This window comes from Bacillus altitudinis (genome assembly GCF_001191605.1).
Classification (GTDB): Bacteria; Bacillota; Bacilli; order Bacillales; family Bacillaceae; genus Bacillus; species Bacillus altitudinis.
In genome coordinates, this window is sequence record NZ_CP009108.1 from 3,292,948 (window position 1) to 3,310,638 (window position 17,691).

Annotated in this window: 18 protein-coding genes; 2 read left to right on the plus strand and 16 right to left on the minus strand. The window is 39.6% G+C overall.

The window, feature by feature from the left end:
- Positions 1-74: 74 nt before the first annotated feature.
- The 5 genes from ID12_RS16680 to ID12_RS16700 form a co-directional block, all read right to left on the minus strand.
- Positions 75-1,115, minus strand: a complete 1,041-nt coding sequence (locus tag ID12_RS16680) for a 2,3-butanediol dehydrogenase (RefSeq protein ID WP_008342621.1) — start codon at positions 1,113-1,115, stop codon at positions 75-77.
- 70 nt (positions 1,116-1,185) lie between these two features.
- The gene (locus tag ID12_RS16685; protein WP_050827482.1) at positions 1,186-2,406 is read right to left on the minus strand and encodes an MFS transporter; all 1,221 of its coding nucleotides are present in this window, start codon (positions 2,404-2,406) and stop codon (positions 1,186-1,188) included.
- A gap of 371 nt (positions 2,407-2,777) precedes the next feature.
- Positions 2,778-3,527 (minus strand): glucose 1-dehydrogenase, encoded by a 750-nt coding sequence (locus ID12_RS16690; RefSeq protein WP_050827484.1) that lies wholly within the window; start codon positions 3,525-3,527, stop codon positions 2,778-2,780.
- Positions 3,528-3,721: 194 nt separating this feature from the next.
- Entirely contained in the window at positions 3,722-4,921 is a 1,200-nt protein-coding gene (locus ID12_RS16695) for an iron-containing alcohol dehydrogenase (RefSeq protein WP_017367676.1), read from the minus strand.
- A complete protein-coding gene (locus ID12_RS16700) occupies positions 4,918-6,360 on the minus strand; it encodes an alanine/glycine:cation symporter family protein (protein WP_050827486.1) in 1,443 nt (480 codons plus the stop codon). The genes ID12_RS16695 and ID12_RS16700 overlap by 4 nt, the downstream gene beginning before the upstream one ends.
- A gap of 130 nt (positions 6,361-6,490) precedes the next feature.
- On the opposite strand from ID12_RS16700, the gene ID12_RS16705 reads away from it, so the two are divergent.
- Positions 6,491-7,384: a LysR family transcriptional regulator gene (locus ID12_RS16705; protein ID WP_008342630.1), complete on the plus strand. Its 894-nt coding sequence runs from the start codon at positions 6,491-6,493 to the stop codon at positions 7,382-7,384.
- 138 nt (positions 7,385-7,522) lie between these two features.
- Here ID12_RS16705 and ID12_RS16710 read toward each other — a convergent pair whose 3' ends face one another.
- The 5 genes from ID12_RS16710 to ID12_RS16730 form a co-directional block, all read right to left on the minus strand.
- Positions 7,523-8,644: an ABC transporter permease gene (locus tag ID12_RS16710; RefSeq protein ID WP_050827488.1), complete on the minus strand. Its 1,122-nt coding sequence runs from the start codon at positions 8,642-8,644 to the stop codon at positions 7,523-7,525.
- Positions 8,637-9,803 carry an ABC transporter permease gene (locus ID12_RS16715; RefSeq protein ID WP_050827490.1) on the minus strand — a complete coding sequence of 389 codons (1,167 nt, stop codon included), beginning with the start codon at positions 9,801-9,803 and terminating at the stop codon, positions 8,637-8,639. Before ID12_RS16715 ends, ID12_RS16710 begins: the two co-directional genes overlap by 8 nt.
- A 19-nt stretch (positions 9,804-9,822) precedes the next feature.
- The gene (locus ID12_RS16720) at positions 9,823-10,767 is read right to left on the minus strand and encodes an ABC transporter ATP-binding protein (RefSeq protein ID WP_050827492.1); all 945 of its coding nucleotides are present in this window, start codon (positions 10,765-10,767) and stop codon (positions 9,823-9,825) included.
- A 209-nt stretch (positions 10,768-10,976) separates the two neighbouring features.
- Positions 10,977-12,191, minus strand: coding sequence for a formaldehyde dehydrogenase, glutathione-independent (gene fdhA, locus ID12_RS16725; RefSeq protein ID WP_046526825.1), 1,215 nt, complete (start codon positions 12,189-12,191; stop codon positions 10,977-10,979).
- A 426-nt stretch (positions 12,192-12,617) separates the two neighbouring features.
- Entirely contained in the window at positions 12,618-13,220 is a 603-nt protein-coding gene (locus ID12_RS16730) for a class I SAM-dependent methyltransferase (protein WP_046526824.1), read from the minus strand.
- A gap of 267 nt (positions 13,221-13,487) precedes the next feature.
- On the opposite strand from ID12_RS16730, the gene ID12_RS19705 reads away from it, so the two are divergent.
- A complete protein-coding gene (locus ID12_RS19705) occupies positions 13,488-13,613 on the plus strand; it encodes a YjcZ family sporulation protein (RefSeq protein WP_008342643.1) in 126 nt (41 codons plus the stop codon).
- 43 nt (positions 13,614-13,656) lie between these two features.
- On the opposite strand, the gene ID12_RS19405 is transcribed toward ID12_RS19705, so the two are convergent.
- The 6 genes from ID12_RS19405 to mtnN form a co-directional block, all read right to left on the minus strand.
- Positions 13,657-13,818: a hypothetical protein gene (locus ID12_RS19405; protein WP_154666048.1), complete on the minus strand. Its 162-nt coding sequence runs from the start codon at positions 13,816-13,818 to the stop codon at positions 13,657-13,659.
- Positions 13,819-13,977: 159 nt separating this feature from the next.
- Positions 13,978-14,112, minus strand: a complete 135-nt coding sequence (locus ID12_RS19175) for a YrzI family small protein (protein WP_008342648.1) — start codon at positions 14,110-14,112, stop codon at positions 13,978-13,980.
- Between the two features lie 445 nt (positions 14,113-14,557).
- Entirely contained in the window at positions 14,558-14,788 is a 231-nt protein-coding gene (locus ID12_RS16735; RefSeq protein WP_017358091.1) for a YrhC family protein, read from the minus strand.
- Between the two features lie 72 nt (positions 14,789-14,860).
- A complete protein-coding gene (locus ID12_RS16740; protein ID WP_050827494.1) occupies positions 14,861-16,009 on the minus strand; it encodes a bifunctional cystathionine gamma-lyase/homocysteine desulfhydrase in 1,149 nt (382 codons plus the stop codon).
- Position 16,010: 1 nt separating this feature from the next.
- A complete protein-coding gene (locus ID12_RS16745) occupies positions 16,011-16,934 on the minus strand; it encodes a PLP-dependent cysteine synthase family protein (RefSeq protein WP_046526823.1) in 924 nt (307 codons plus the stop codon).
- Between the two features lie 46 nt (positions 16,935-16,980).
- Positions 16,981-17,676 (minus strand): 5'-methylthioadenosine/S-adenosylhomocysteine nucleosidase, encoded by a 696-nt coding sequence (gene mtnN / locus ID12_RS16750; RefSeq protein WP_019743016.1) that lies wholly within the window; start codon positions 17,674-17,676, stop codon positions 16,981-16,983.
- Positions 17,677-17,691 lie beyond the last annotated feature (15 nt).

The window sequence follows — 17,691 nt, forward strand, 5'->3', positions numbered from 1 at the left end:
TCCCTCTTTATGAAAAATCGCATGCTCTTATAAAAAAAAGAGAACGGCATCTGCCATTCTCTTTATCGTCCTACTTATTCAGCACTGACTAAAATTTTCACTTGATCTTTTTCATTGATTAATGCATGGAAGCCATCTTCGATCACATCGTCCAGCTTAATTTTCTTCGTGACGAGTGTATCTGCAGAGAAATAGCCTTTTCTCATTAAGTTTAATACAGATGGAAATACGTCTCTATAGCCGATGATTCCTTTGACTGTACGTTCTTTAATGACAATGTCATTCGGCATAATTTCTGCGCCTTTTTCCCAAATGCTTACAATGACTGTTTCACCTGAAATTCTAGTTGATTGGATTGCTTGCTTCAATACAACAGGTACACCTGTCACTTCAAAAGAAACATCGACTCCACCATTTGTCCGGCGTGCGATTTCTTGAACAACATCTTCATACTGAGAAGGATCTACAATGATCGCTCCAAGTTCTTTTGCTTTTTCTTGGCGCTCTTTTGATAATTCCACTGCATAAATGTCAGTAGCACCAGCTGCTTTTAATGCTTCAATGACAAGTAAACCGATTGGTCCACAGCCAAACACAGCTGCTGTATCCCCAGCTTGCACTTTACTAGAACGAACCGCATATAAAGCAACTGCAGAAGGTTCAACAAGTGCACCTTGCTCATATGAAATTTCGTCTGGTAACAAATGAAGTAATTCTTCATCGACAGATACATATTCAGAGAATCCTCCACCGCCACCAGCAAGTCCTAAGAAGCCCATGTTTTCATCTAAGTTGTAAGCACCTTGGTGCCCGTGAGTTGCAAAAATAGGTTCAACAACCACTCGATCGCCTACTTTGTAATTACTCACGCCTTCTCCAACTTCTACAATTTCACCAGAGAACTCGTGTCCCAATGTAATGGGTGCTTTTTCTTTTGTAAGTGGATGAGGTTCGTTCACAGGAATGAAGATCGGTCCGCCTAAATATTCATGTAAATCACTACCACAAATGCCGCACCATTTTACTTTCAGTTTCACTTTTCCTGGAGCAACTGTTGGTTCGTCAATTTCCTCTAGTCGAATGTCCTTTTGATCGTGCCAGCGTAGTGCTTTCATTTGTAAGACTCCTTTTCTCATCAATTTAATTAACTTACTTAAATAATGATAACATAATTTTTTTAATTTTCTAAGTAAGATGCACTATTTTTTTGACAGTCAATGGACGAAAAATGACAAAACATAGCAACAGACAAATAAGAAGCATACATAGGCAGCCAATCATGACAGAAGTACGTATCGATAACACATGCGCCAATGCTCCGCATATTCCTGTCATCATCATCGTCAGAACAGCTTCACATAACGCATAAAAACTTGCCACTCTCCCCATAACCTCTACCGGGATATTCGTTTGATAAAAAGTCATAAAACCGGTGTTTGCAAATGCTAAAAAGAAAGCGAGAACAAAAAAGCCAGCTGCTGCGACAGTCAATGTGCTTGAAAAAGCATAGATCAAGTATCCAAAAGCCACAAACAAACTTCCCGCACCAAGCATCACTGAAATAGGCAGCCTTTCGACAATGACCGTATTGAGACATGCCCCTGCGATAATCCCTGCTCCAGCTACACTGACAAGAAATCCATATTCGGTATTGGTCAACATCAGCACTTCCTTTGCAAAAGCTGCTTCAAGTGAGTCAATCGCAGTCGGCAGCACCGTGATGGCAGCACTAAATAATAAATACACGGCCATCACTTGCCGGGATGTGAGACTGAAACGAAAGACAAGTTTTGCATCTTCCTTTAATACTGAGAGAGAAAAGCCTTTTTGTGCCCCGGCTGCTTTTGACAAAGTCGGTAAACACATCGTCAAAACAGCAGATATCAAAAGGCAGATTGCATTTACATAAATTGAAAGGGCTGGTGTACCAATGAGAAAAAGCAACCCTGCTACGGCGGGTCCGAGTAAAAATCCACCAGACTGAAGCAAAGATCGAATGGCATTAAATCGTTTTCGTTTATCCGCCGGGATTAGTGCTGTCATATACACCATCGAAGCTGGATGAAACATGGCTTGTGCCATATGAATGAGAAATAGCATCACATATACGATCAATAAGTGGCCTGAAAATAAGGCAAAGGGTAAACAAGCAATCAGAACGGCCCGGCATAGATCTAGACTGATCATGACATTCCGCTGATTCAGTCTATCTACTAAACTACCAGACCAGCTATTTGTTAAAAGAGCCGAGACAGGTCTTAACATATAGACGGCTGTTACAGCAAGAACGGAGCCCGTTTCCTGAAAAATCAGCAGGTGGAGAGCAATCATATAAATCCATTCTCCTATGTTCGCAATACCAATCGCTCCAAGTAACATGCTCATATCCCGCCAATGTTTTTTCATCGTAGTGCCCTCCTTTTTGTCATAAAAAAATCCCGCCCCCAAGACATTTCTGTCTTGAGGACGGGATTGACTCCGCGTTGCCACCTCAGTTCATTCACCTGTTACCAGATGAACCTTAGCAGGTTATCGCTAACCCATCTCTATAACGGGAGAATGCCGCTGCACCACCATCACAATGAATCCGGTGCAGAGCTAAGAGGCTTGGTTCTGTAACGCTTCCCAGCTCCTTCTCAGCTTCACGGAGTTCTCTGTGTGAGGCAGCCATTACATACTCTTCTCTATTTGCGCTTTATCTTTTTTTCATCACGATCTTCAGCTGAATTGTTCTATATTGTACTGCGCCTCCGTCAAGACGTCAATGTTTTTTCATGTTAATCCGCATAAATCATTTTTCTAGTCATGCCGCCATCAACAACCAAATCGGTTCCTGTCACAAATTGATTGTCTTCATCTGTTAAATAAAAACAAGCTTTGACAATATCCTTTGGCGTTCCTACTCGATTGGAAAGGTGCTGCTGATGGTCAATTTCTCGCAAATTTTTCTCATCCTTCGTTTCAATCCACCCAGGGGAAATGCTGTTTACTGTTATATGATCCTGACTAAAAGAAGCAGCCAGCGCATGAGTAAGTGCTGATATCCCGCCTTTTGATGCAGCATACGCTTCTGTATGAGGCTCTGACATGGTCGCACGGGTAGATGACATATTCACAATGGAACCGCCGTTTGGATTCTCTTTGATATAACGTGCCGCTTCCCTTGCACATAAAAAAGCACCTCGTAGGTTTGTATGCAGCACATGATCAAACTCATCAACCGTTAGCTCATAAGGCGATTTTGTACACATAACCCCTGCATTATTGATGAGAATATCGATCGTTTGATAACGAGCCACGGCAGCCGACATGATGTCTTGAATATCCTTCTCTTGTTTCACATCCGTTTTTTTAAAAAAAGCCTCAAAGGACTCCTTTTTCAGCTGATCTTCCAAGCGCTTGCCCTTCTCTTCGTCAATATCCGCAAGCACGACACGCGCCCCTTCTTTCGCATAGCCATACGCGATCGATTCACCAATTCCATTGGCTGCGCCAGTGATGATGACGGTTTTATTGTGAAAGTTCATCGTTTATCCTATCCTTTCTCTCATGAGATGTTGTCGTCTATCATACCACTCATGTATACACGATACCTAGTCAAATGGGACATAGAAAAACCACCACCTAAATCATACATTAGGAGGGTGGTATATTTGTAATTCTCCATATTGACGACATAGTCGTTTGCTTCTTGTGTAAAGTCTGGGAAAGTTTGTGTTTATCATTCAGTCATTCTATTCGGCTCTTTTTCTGTATGACTATATGAAAAAGCAGCCTTTAGTATATCTAAGTAGTCCGCTTTCGTAACGGCACGAACATTGCTTTTTGTAGAGTTATTTTGTTCTGCTAGTTCAGCCATTTTTTCAAAATCCTCTACTTTTACATAAGATAATTCTTTTAGTGATGGAATACCTAAATTCTTTGTGAATGTATACATACCATCCATTAATTTTTGAATCGCCACATCATCTGCATCCGTTTTATCTGCAAAGCCCATAATGTTTGCAAGCTCTATGTGCAATGATTTGTTTTCAGCTGCATTAAATTGTATGACATAAGGTAAAAACACAGCATTTGCGATACCATGAGGCGTATCATAAAGACTGCCGAGCGCTTCGGCTAAACAATGTACGGCTGCTACATCAGCAGAACCGAAGCATAAGCCAGCGAGTAAACTGCCTTCCTGCATTTTGTATCTTGCTTCTAAATCAGACCCGTCTTCATACGCCTTCGGTAAATAGGTCACAATGGTTTTCATTGCGCTTGCTCCCATCGCCTTAGATATAGGGTTTGTTTCTTTACATGTATAGCCTTCAATCGCATGGACCAGTGCATCAACACCTGTTGCCGCTGTTATACTTTTTGGCACCGTAGAAGTAAGAGCAGGATCCAAAATCGCAATAGTTGGTCGAAGCAAGGCATGTTTTAAGGTGATTTTTTTATGTGAAGCAGCTAACGTAATCACAGATGAACGGGTCACCTCAGAGCCAGTTCCAGCCGTGGTTGGAATACAAATTAAGGGTGATACATTTGTATACGCCTTCTTCCCTGCTATATACTCTTCAGGATTACCGCCATTTGGACCTAATAAAGCAATGGCTTTTGCCGTATCCATTGGGCTGCCTCCGCCAATCGCAATTACCGCTGATGCTTGTACTTTTCTAAAGAGCTCTGCACCCGTTAGACATTCATGATCTCTAGGGTTTGGTGATACTTGATCAAAGACGACAACGGAATAACCAGCTTCTTGTAAATATGCTTCAATAGGCGTCACCAATCCTGCGCTTTTTACACCAGGGTCAGTCACAATCATAATTGTAGCACTAGGCAATACAATGTCCTCTACAATAGAGGCAATATCTTTAGATTTTCCAGTCCCCATGATCATTTTCGTATGACAATCATATTCAAAATTTATCATTGATTTTCTACCCCTTCATTTGTTGATTTAATCGCTTGTTTTTCTGCTCCCCACCATTCTATTCCTTTTAAACCTGGAATGGTAGAAGCGTAAAAAACAGGGTTCTTTCCTACCTTTCTTTGTCCCATGTAATCATTTAGAGCCGCAAAAGCAAATTTGCCTAAAATCGCAATGGCAACCAAGTTAACAATAGCCATAATTGCCATCGACAAGTCCGCTAACGTCCAAACGATTTGTAAGTTGGCGAGAGCACCAAACATGATCATCATTAAAACAGTGATTCGATACACGAATAGCGCGGATACAGTGTTATGAATAAAACCGATATTGGCTTCACCGTAATAGTAGCCACCTACAATAGAGCTAAATGCAAAAGTAAAGATCGCAAATGCTAAGAAAATACTAGCCCAAGAACCGAAATGCTGCGCCATTGCAGCTTGAGTAATTTCAATACCTGACAAATCACCTGCTGTTTCTACTGTTGATAGCATAATAATAAATGCTGTACAACTACAAACAACTAATGTATCAAAAAATACGCCTAATAATTGAACAAACCCTTGTTTTACTGGGTGTGAAACATGGGCAGCAGCAGCGGCATTTGGCGCACTTCCCATTCCTGCTTCATTGGAAAACAAACCGCGTTTGACACCGTTCATTATTGCAGCGCCGATTCCGCCTCCAACCATTTGCTCTAATCCAAACGCACTTTTCATAATACTTGTTAATGCTGCGGGTACATCAGCGATATTTGTCACAATCACATAAAGTGCTAAGATAATATAAAACGAGGACATGATTGGCACAATGATTTGGGTAAAGCGGGCAATTCTCTTTACACCACCAAAAATGATGAGCGCCGTAAGAATGGTTACGAATACCCCCATACCAATTGGACTGATACCAAATGAATATCGAAAGGCATTTGTGATGGTGTTCGTTTGTACTGCATTAAAAATTAAGCCAAAACTAAGAATAACAGAAAAGGCAAAGATCCTACTCGGCCATTTCAGTCCAAATTGCTTTTGAATATAATAGCCTGGTCCCCCTTTAAAACCATCACTTGTTCTCACTTTATATATTTGAGCGAGTGTGCTTTCGACAAATGCAGAAGCTCCCCCTAAAACTGCTGCAAACCACATCCAGAAAATAGCTCCAGGACCACCAACTGTAATGGCAATAGCAACACCTGCCATATTTCCAGTTCCAATCCTCGTCGCTGCTCCGATAAAGAAAGCTTGCATTGAAGAAATGTCTTGACTCCCTTTTATTTTTGGGGCTTTTTCAAAAATAGAACGGAAGATCTCTTTTAGTAAGACAATTTGCATAAACTTCATTCTCACCGTAAAGTAGATTCCAATCCCTATTAACATAACGACTAAAATATATGTCCATAAAAAGTCATTTATTGAATTGACAATCGTTTCAAACAAAGCCATCCCCCCTGTAAAATCTGAACATTCTAAATAATGAAAGCGCCTACTTTTATCATAGTAAAAATGTTATGATCTATCTATAGAAGTTTTCTGATTGCATCAATCGGCTCATCCGATTTAGGAGGGATTGACGTTGGAAATAAAGCAACTGATGATGTTCCAAACAGCATCAAAAGTATTAAACTTTACAAAAACAGCACAAATACTTGGCTATGCTCAATCTAGTATCACAGCAAATATCGCTGCATTAGAAGAAGAGCTAGGAACCCCTCTATTTGAAAGGCTTGGAAAAAGGGTCATTTTAACAGAAGCTGGCATGAAGTTTCAAGATTATACGGATAAGATTTTAGGTTTAACAGGAGAAGCATTAGAGGCTGTTGGTGGGATGAGTGAGCCAAGCGGCATTTTGAGAATATGTGCATCTGAAACACAATGTACCTATCGACTTCCTCATATTTTAACGGACTTTCAAACAACGTATCCTAAAGTAGAACTGATTTTTCGTCCCGGAATAGCTGAAAAGGATGTTTTAAATCTATTACTGGAAGGACAAATTGATGTCGCCCTATTATCGATGAATCCTGTCGTATCCTCACATTTAATTGTAAAAGAATTAAAAGATGAACCGATGGCGATTGTATGCTGTCCAACAAATCCATTGAGCAAAAAACAAAAAGTATATCCTATCGATTTAGACGAGCAAAGATTGTTGTTAACCGAAGACTGCGATTATCGTTATGCCTTCGAACACTCTTTGACACAGGCAGGAGCAAAACCGAGAAGTAAACTAGAACTAGCAGATGTAGAAGCCATAAAAAAATGTGTAATGGCTGGTCTAGGAATTGCTGTACTTCCCGAAATTTCTATAAAAAGAGAAATAACAGAAGGCCATATGATTAAAATCAATTGGATGGGACCCTGTCTCACAACAAAAATCCAACTATTCTGGCATAAAAATAAATGGATGTCTCCTGCTTTGAAGGCGTTTGTTGATTTAACAGAAGAATATATCCTTCTCAATGGGTAATGTGAAATATTTACTTGGGCAGCCTTCAATTTCTTTCACCATTAAATATTAACGAGTTATCCAATCATTTAAAGTAAATCACGTGTATACAAAAAGCCCTCTACATAGCTATAGAGGGCTTTTTAGAAGAACAAAGGATTAATAGGATCTGATGCTCTTCAAACCAATGATCATAAAGACCACCGTAAAAGCAATTAAAACCGTCGCATCTAATAATAAGATAGAAAGATTAACATTGCCGCTCATGATCTCACCAAAACCAGACATCATCCATGTTTGCGGTATAGTCAAAGAAATCTTCTTCATAATGTCTGGAACGATATCTAAAGGCCAATAAATACCACCCAGCATGCACGATCCTACAATGACAATTGCACTAAAGATTTCAGCTTGTTTTTTTGTTTGAGATAAAGTAGCTATCATAAATCCTAAACTTACGACAAGGCCTATAACAAATGATCCGAACAATAAGATAAGAAACAGGTTGCCTAAGTAGACATTAAAGAAAATAGATAAGATGGTCAAAAGAACACCCAATTGTATCCATCCAAGAAGGAAATATGCCATTAAATAGCCCAGAAGTACATATATTTTATGGATTGGACTCGAAAGCAATCTTTGCCATGTATAATTTTTATACTCCGAATGTATAGATGACAAAGAGCTTGAAATCGCAAACATCATAAACATAATGGTAAAGCCAAGCGGTATTAAATTTGGTTGTTGGCTTGCGTGACCATTTTGATTTTTTTCGGCCAATGAAATCGTACCAGATTCATTTAACTTGTTCAATGCATTGGTGAGAGAAACACTTTTCTGCTCTTTCACACCCTGATTGATTTGATAAATGATGGCAGCTGTCTCTTTTAAATAGGGAGATAAGACTGCATATTCTTCAGTTTTTTTATAAACTGTCACATCAAAAATCTCTTTATTTTCTTTTAGATGGGACTTTAATTGGTTTACGACTTTCACAGACGCAACTACCTTTTCTTCAGATACTAAATCTTTTGCGTCGCTTTCAGTTGCCTTTACCCAGAGAAATTTGGTGTTTTTTTCGAGAATTTGAAAAATTTCTTGATCTAGTTTACCTTGACTGGGCTCTAGAATAAAAGCAACTGTCGGTTTCTTTGTATCAGATGCGGTACTACCAAAGATAAAACTAAATACAATTGGCATCACAAATAAAAAAATGAGGGTCAATGGGGACTTTAATGTTTCTTTTAACTTTAACGTGATAATGGCTAATATTTTATGCATAACGATGCTTCCTTTCAAAAGACATTCTTAATAAAGCAATGATGAAGAAAGCCATTCCCATCCCACAGCTAAGTAATAATCCGTTTTGTATTTCACTAAAATCAGCACCTGCCATACTTTTCAAAAACATTCGAAGTGCAAGAGAATTAGGTAAAAAATAGCTGGTATCAATCACCCATTGTGGGAATAAGTATAAGGGCACCATACTCCCGCCTAAAGCAGCTAACACTTGAGTGCCTAAAATCCCCACACTACTAAACGTTTTTTCTCTTTTGATAAAAGAACCAATCAGCACCCCGAAACCTGCAGCATTTAATATAAAACTACATCCGATCATAACAACAGTAAAAGGCTCTCCCCAGTTCACCTTAAAGACAAAGCTAGTAAATAAAATAATGACCGCAAGTTGAATCATACTCATTAAAATAATGCCCAATAACTTTCCAATGATATAACTAGTATTGCTTAATTTTGATACTAGTAGTCTTTTATAAACTTCTTCTTCTTTTTCCTCTATCATACTGCCAACCAAGAAAACAACAGTCATTAACAAAAAAAGCACACCCATCCCGCCTGCGTAGTATTGGAAGGATGTAATCGGCTGGCTGTTGATATGAATATTCCTTTCATTCACTAGTTCTTTTTTCAGTTGATCAGACACGACCTCCACTTCTTTACCTTGATTCAACGGCACCAGAATACGATTCATATGATAATTTTGAAAGAATTGCAAAACAACATTTTCTAGGACCATTTCCTGTAAGCTTGAATTAGATCCTTTCAAAATATGTAATTGCACATGATCGTGATTTAATAGGCTTTTTTCAAAATTCGGCTTGATGATTATACCCATTGTAATGTCTCTACTATTTAAATCTTTCTCTAGCTGATTTTTCGAGGTGACCTTCACTTCAAATATGTCATTGAGTTCACTCTTAGACAATGTTGAAAGAAACATTTTACTTGTAGCGGACTTATCTTGATCTGTTATTCCTACTCGAAATGAATTGATCCTAATTTCGCTCTCTTTCTTCATGTTATCTCCAAATGCTGCACCTAATATAGCAATTAATATGATAGGCATAAAAAAAAGTGTAAAAAAGCTTTTCTTATCCCTAAAAAACAATAATAGATCTTTCAGTACAACCCAAATGCTCATATGCTCACCTCTATTCGGTCTAATCTCGTAATTTCTTACCTGTGAAATACAAGAATACATTTTCTAAATTTGGTTCTACAACTTCTGCTGAAATTAATTGAACATTTAATGCGGTTACACCTTGAATAAGTTGACTTAGTAAATGCTGAGGGTTGTCATCAAATAATTTGATTTGATTTTCCTGCACCATAAAGTCATTCAATGGGTGGTATTCATTTATATATTGGCACACTCGCTCCATATCCTTTTGTCCTTGTTCACATTTAATCGTAAAAATGATTTCTCTCTTTTCTCCAACAAGCTCAGCCAATTCACTTAAATCACCTACCTTAATGAAAGAACCTTGATCCATAATAGCTATTTTTTCACATAGATATTCGACTTCCTCCATGTAATGACTCGTATAAATAATCGTCATTCCTTCACCATTTAACGTTTTAACTGTTTCTAATATATGATTTCTGGATTGCGGGTCTATACCCACTGTAGGCTCATCCATTATTAATAGTTTTGGCCGATGCAAAATCGCACATCCGATATTCACTCTTCTTTTCATCCCTCCTGAGAATACTTTCACCTTATCATTCGCTCTATTACCCAGACCAATTAATTCAAGGATTTCTTGTACTCTGCTTTTTAATTCTTCTCCTTTAAGTCCATACATTTTCCCCCAAAACGTTAAATTTTCTTTTGCTGACATATCTAAATATAAAGCGATCTCTTGCGGAACAATGCCAATCAATTGCTGTGCATGCTTTGTTTCTTTATGTAGATCAATGCCTCCAATCTTAACAGTCCCGCTCGTTGCATGTATAAGTCCTGTCATGATACCGATTAAGGTTGATTTCCCTGCACCATTAGGGCCCAACAATCCAAATGATTCACCTTGTTTTAAGTGGAAGCTAATCCCTTTTAATACTTGTTTACCTTCATAATTTTTGATGATGTTTTGTACTTTTAGCAATCGCAATCTCTCCTCTATTCTTCCTATCTATCATAATCCTGTCCAATCATTGCCAACTGTTTTATGGTATGTCTTTCAACTAAAGATCATTTTTTCCAATTTACTCATTTTACCACGTTATGAAATGTAGAAGAACAGTATAGGTCTTTTTATATTTATAAACAAAAAAACTTACAGGAAAAATCCTGTAAGTTTTTTTCGATGGATCATTATTTAGAAATCATGCCATGCGGGTCAATCACAAATTTCTTCGCCACACCCGAATCAAAATCGCTATATCCTTTAGGGGCTTGATCTAGGGAAATGACGGTTGCATTAACGGCTTTGGCGATTTGTGCTCTTCCGCTTAAAATAGATTTCATCAAGCTGCGGTGATATTGCATGACAGGGGTTTGGCCTGTCACAAAGGTATGGGCTTTGGCCCAGCCAAGTCCAATTCGCACTTTCAGAGATCCAACTTTTGCATCTTCATCCACAGCACCTGGATCTTCTGTGACGTAAAGTCCTGGAATTCCAAGTTTACCGCCAACTTTGGTAATATCCATAATTGTATTTAAAACAGTGGCTGGTGCTTCTCCTTGATCTCCATGACCTGAAGCTTCAAAGCCGACACAATCGACCGCACAGTCGACTTCTGGCTCTCCAAGGATGTTTGTCATTTGTTCACCGATTCGATCATGTTTTCGTAAGTTAATCGTTTCGCAGCCAAAGCTTCTCGCCTGCTCGAGCCTTTGTTCATTAAGATCACCTACGATGACAACAGAAGCGCCAAGGAGCTGAGCGGAATGCGCTGCTGCAAGACCTACTGGCCCTGCACCAGCAATATAGACGGTAGAGCCCGGCTTTACGCCAGCCGTATAAGCACCATGAAAACCTGTCGGGAATATATCAGAAAGCATCGTCAAATCAAGTATTTTTTCCATCGCCTGATCTTTGTCCGGAAATTTGAGTAGCTGGAAATCAGCATATGGCACCATGACGTACTCCGATTGGCCGCCAACCCATCCGCCCATATCTACATATCCATAAGCTGAGCCAGGTCGATCGGGGTTCACATTTAAACACACATGGGTTTTTTGTTCTTTACACATGACGCAGCGACCACAGGCAATATTAAATGGAACTGATACGAGATCACCCTTTTGGATAAACTCTACATCTCGTCCAACTTCAACGACTTCACCAGTAATTTCATGACCAAGGACAAGTCCTTCAGGCGCAGTTGTACGCCCTCTTACCATGTGCTGGTCGCTCCCGCAAATGTTTGTTGTCACCACTTTTAAAATGACGCCATGCTCACACTTACGTCCAACATTGGCTTTAGGTACACCAGGGCCATCTCTTAAAACCAAATCAGGGTATCCAATATCCTCAACTGCTACATTTCCTGCTCCTTTGTAAACGACACCTTTGTTTCCCGACATGTTTTCATTCCTCCCTTTTTGTTTAAAAATGAAGTCTCTCCAAAATTCTCTCTTTCTCGGGCTTTTTCCTTCTTTTAACCACAATTGACTCAAAAAATAAGTGACAAATGTCTACCTAGGAGAGAAAAATGTATTTTCCAGTCAAATAAAAAAGAAAATATTGAAAAAAAAGCTAAACATTTGAAGAACGTTGTCGATATAAGGAATAAGCCAGACAGGTATCCTTAATCGACAAACAAATTCCTTATATATACTATCATTCCTTACACACCTGGCTGGCCCCTACATATGAAATGAATGCAAAAGACTCTTCTTGTGAAGTGTCTTTTTTATTGATGAATGATCAATTCCCACATGCAAAAAAGGCCCTTCTGACGAAGAGCCTTTTTTAATTGCTTGTTCATTACCTGGGAAATATTTTCATCATCATTTTAAGGCTTTGATACAGATGTATGTATCATAATGGTAAACAGAGACGTCTCTAAAGTGATACGCTGAAAAAAGACAGCTGATGTCTTCTTCACTGTACGTTGAAAGAGACTGTGAGCGTTTTTGTTCCTTCATTAGTTCCTGCTTTTGAAAAGATAAGAATACTTCTCCATCCACTTGAAGAACACGATATACCTCTTTCATAACTTGTTCGATATCTGGCAAGTAATAGATGGTCTGCACTGTGAACAATTTATTGAATGATCTGTCTTCAAAAGGTAATTGCTCAGCTTTTCCAAGTGTGATAACGGCTTTTTCCTGCTCGACAAGCCTCTTATGTTTTCTTTTCGCGTATTTTACCATATGACGCGAAGCATCGATTCCATATACTTTCCCTCGATCAAGTTTTTCCGCTACTTTAGATAATGTCAAACCTCTTCCAGTACCAATTTCTAAGATCCGGTCGTTTTCTTGTATATTTAAGAGTTGAATCGTCCATTGATTGATATTATGATGATTTTTTTCCATATAGCGGGCAACCCATTTTGAGAACAAGCCCTTTGGTTCCCTCATTTGTTTTCCAATCCAGCTTTGAATCAATGTCAACACCTGCTTTGCACCAGTAAATAAAACTATTTACGAATTTTCTTACTTTTCATATCGGCTCTCGCTTAACAAAAGTTAAGACCTAGTCCTAATTTCTTTGTCTTTTATTAGACGGCACCTTTTCTGAAAATGTTTCGCACGTCATGAAAAATATTTAAACAAATAGGCATTTTCATTAATTGTGCTCAGATTGATTTCGTTTTCCGCATGAGCTGCATATTTTATGAATGTATCTTGATTAGATAAAGGTGGTGCTAGATTATGGGCTTTGGCGGTTATTCTGGAGGCTACTGCGGTGGCTACGGTGGCGGTTTTGCAGGCGGATTCGCATTGCTTGTTGTACTGTTCATTTTGTTAATCATCATCGGTGCAAGCTGGATTTGCTAATGTAAAAGGAGCAGGAAACGTTATCGTTTCCTGCTCCTTTTCTTTAATACCAATAGGTTGGATAATTGTACATATAGCGTCTGAGCATTTCTTCTTGCTCTCTTTGCATTCTGTATGGATTGCCGTATCCGTGCTTTAAAGAATGCGGAATAGACGCATACCCGTGCCCCACTGACGGAAACCTCATATATGGTGACATCGACATTCATTGATCACCTCACAATCTCCTTTTACGGTTATCATATGTGCAGGTGATCAATGTGGAGCGTGTCTAAACCTGGTCCTTCTCCCTTGTATAACAATCAAGCATTGCAAGCATCATAAACATGTCAATCTCCTCCTTTTCATGTTTTTATTGTCCTTTTTAGTTCATGTACTTTAGTTGTTTCTGCTTCATTTCTTCATAAAATGTTTCGACTTGTTGTTCATAAAGAACGGTTTCAATGTCTTTGTATTTACGTTGGATCGTTAAAGTAATAAAAAATAAATGGATTGTCATATACGCTCACCTCCCTTCAGTTCGCAGCACGCGAAATAGCCCGCAGATCTTCTTTATCAGTTGACCTGCGGGCACACAAAAATGCAGATCAAAAGACAGTGTCTTCTAACCTGCGATGGATGATACGTGAAATCCTCGTTTACTTAAACAGTTTTGTAGCGTGAACCGTAAAAGGTAAAGGAAGGACACGAGCTCTTCCACAGGCTGATGACATGATGAAATTGGTTGTTGAATTGATCACAAGTAGATACGAATAACATATTCTTCAGCCTCCTTTACGTTTTTAATTACTTTGTAAGTATATCCAGCAAGCACCATTTTGTAAACCTGTTTTTAGTAAATTAGATGATTTTTGTGTGTTTGACTAAATTTCCATAGTGATTCTTGTCCGATTATCCAGTGCAATTTAAAAAAGTCTCCTCATCACATGAGGAGACTTTTCGACTTAATCTTCATCTAGTTCTTGTAGCTTTTTTTGAAAAAAGATCGCACGTTTCACGCAAAGAAAAGCAGCCAATAGGAAAACACAATCAACTGCCAGCATCAGCATTTTTGGTGATGCTTCTATGTGCTGATTCGGTAAAATCGTACCAATATATAAAAAGGTGCTGACAGCAAGCAAAATAAAAGCGTATTGCTTGTAATCTGTCACTAAACCATCCCACTTTTTCTTCACTTGATTCACCTTCCCGTTATCAATGTCTATTGATAGCTTACCATAGTGAGAGAAAGCGAGGGGCATGTAAATCTATCCATTCGTTACTGCGTCGAGCCCTTGTTCAATATCATGTAATAAGTCATCAATATCTTCAATACCGACAGAAATACGGATTAAACCATCTGTGATGCCAAGCTCTTCTCTGCGCTCTTTTGGAATGGATGCATGGGTCATGCGAGCAGGAACAGAGATTAAACTTTCAACCGCCCCTAGGCTTTCTGCGATTGTAAACAATTTCAATTGGCTTAAAAACACGTCGACATTTTCTTCTTTTCCAATATCAAAAGAAATCATACCGCCAAAGCCTGTTGCTTGAGTTTTTGCAAGCTCATGACCTGGGTGAGCGCTTAAACCTGGGTAATAGACACGTGTAATCGCAGGATGCTGTTCTAAAAACTCAGCGATTTTCTGCGCGTTTTGTTGATGTGCTTCCATTCTTAGTCCGAGCGTTTTCATCCCTCGCATTAGAAGCCACGCATCTTGCGGTCCAAGAATACCGCCTGTAGAGTTTTGAACAAAGTGCAGTTCTTCACCAAGCTCTTCAGTAGCTGTCACGACAAGTCCGCCCACCACATCACTATGGCCGCCTAAATATTTTGTGGCACTGTGCAAGACAATGTCAGCCCCATATGAAATCGGCTTTTGAAAATATGGGGTAAAAAACGTATTATCGACAATCATCAAGATGCCAGCTTCTTTTGTGATCCGACTTATGGCTTGTAGATCGGTCATTTTCAGCAATGGATTGGTTGGTGATTCAATATAGACGGCTTTTGTTTCTGGTAAAATTGCTTTTTTCACCGCTTCAGGATCACTTGTTTCTACAAATGTGGCTTTAATGCCAATCCGGTTGAGCACCTTTGTCATCACACGATAGGTTCCGCCGTATACGTCGTCAGTCAGTACGATATGATCTCCGCTGTTAAACAGCATCATCACAGCTGTAATTGCAGCCATCCCTGAACCGAATGCATAGCCGTTTGCCCCGCCTTCAAGATCACGAATGACTGTTTCCAGTGCTGTTCTTGTTGGATTCGCAGTTCTGGAATATTCATATCCAGTGTGCTCGCCTGCTTTAGGCTGCTTATAGGTGCTGACTTGGTAAATAGGAACAGACACGGCTCCTGTTTTTTCATCACCAGTGATTCCACTATGAATCATCATTGTTTTTGGCTTCATTTTATTTTCCTCCCTCATAAATACCTTTACTTAGATAACGCTCACTGCTATCAGGAAAAATAGTGACAATCACCGTCCCAGGTGATGCCTTTTTCGCTTCCTCTAAAGCGGCAAATAGAGCGGCTCCAGACGAGCTTCCGATCAGAACACCTTCCTTTTCAGCTGCTTCTTTCACCATTCGGAAAGCATCATCGTCACTGACGGTATAAATCTCGTCAAATAAAGTCGATTCCATATAATCTGGAATAAATTCAAGGCCAATTCCTTCCGTTCTATGCGGCCCCGGCTTTCCGCCATTTAAAATAGATCCTTCTGGTTCCACGATCACTGTTTTTAGCGCTTCTTTTTGCTCTTTTAAATAGGCAGCACAGCCTTGAAACGTTCCGCCAGAGCCCGCTCCTGCTACAAACACGTCTATGTTCCCCTGGAGGTCAGACCATATTTCTGGCCCGAGCGTTTTATAGTAAGTCAATGGATTTACTTGGTTTTTAAATTGTAAGACACAATACGCATTGACAAGGCTTGCCTCTAGTTCAAGGGCTCGATCAATCGCACCCTTCATCCCATCTTTTCTTGGTGTATGAATAATTTCTGCACCAAGCGCCTTCATGAGCTGTTGTTTCTCTTGACTAAAATGTTCTGGTACACAGAAGATCGGATGCAATTGATGTTTTCTTGCACTTAGCGCAAGCCCGATGCCTGTGTTTCCTGCAGTTGCTTCAATAATGGTTCCGCCTGGGCGCAGTTTGCCCGATGCCAGCGCTTCTTTAATCAGCATATCGCCTAAGCGATCCTTAATACTTCCGCCTGGGTTCATCATTTCAAGTTTTACATAAACATCAACACCTGCCGGCACACCCATCCCTGACAGTTTTAAAAGCGGTGTGTGGCCAATTAATTCCGTAATATCATGTATGACAGCCATATAAATCCCTTCCTTTGTATGGAAAAGAAGGGGGAAACCCCTTCTTTTATTGTGTTTGCTTTATCATACGCAGGACAAGGTCTGTTGAGTGAATCGCTGCTTGCTCTAGAAATTGATCAAAAGAGATATTGGATTCTTTCCCAGCAATATCTGACAACGCTCGAACGACCACAAATGGCGTTTCAAATAGATGGCAAACTTGCGCAACTGCTGCTGCCTCCATTTCCACTGCATACAGCTCTGGAAATTTCTCTCTCACAAACGCGACACGACCAGGATCATCCATAAATGAATCTCCTGTTGCAATCGTTCCTTTTGCCACTTGAATATGATCGATTTCTGAAGCAGATTCCTCTGCCAGCTTCACAAGCTGATCATCTGCGATGAAAGCAGCTGGTAAACCTGGCACTTGTCCATATTCGTAATTAAAGATCGTCACGTCCACATCATGATGTCTAACATCAGTAGAGATGACAATATCACCTACATTTAATGAGTGATGGAAACCGCCAGCTGATCCTGTATTGATCACATAATCTGGCTGAAAGCGGTCAAGCAGAAGTGTTGTGCTGACCGCTGCATTCACTTTTCCAATCCCTGATTTTAATAAAATCACTTCTTTATCTTCATAAACACCTGTTGTAAATTCACACCCAGCGATGTTTTCTTGTGTGGCATTCTTTAGTTGGTCTCTTAAAATCGTCACTTCTTCTTCCATTGCACCTATCACTGCGATTTTCAAATCAAAAACATCCTT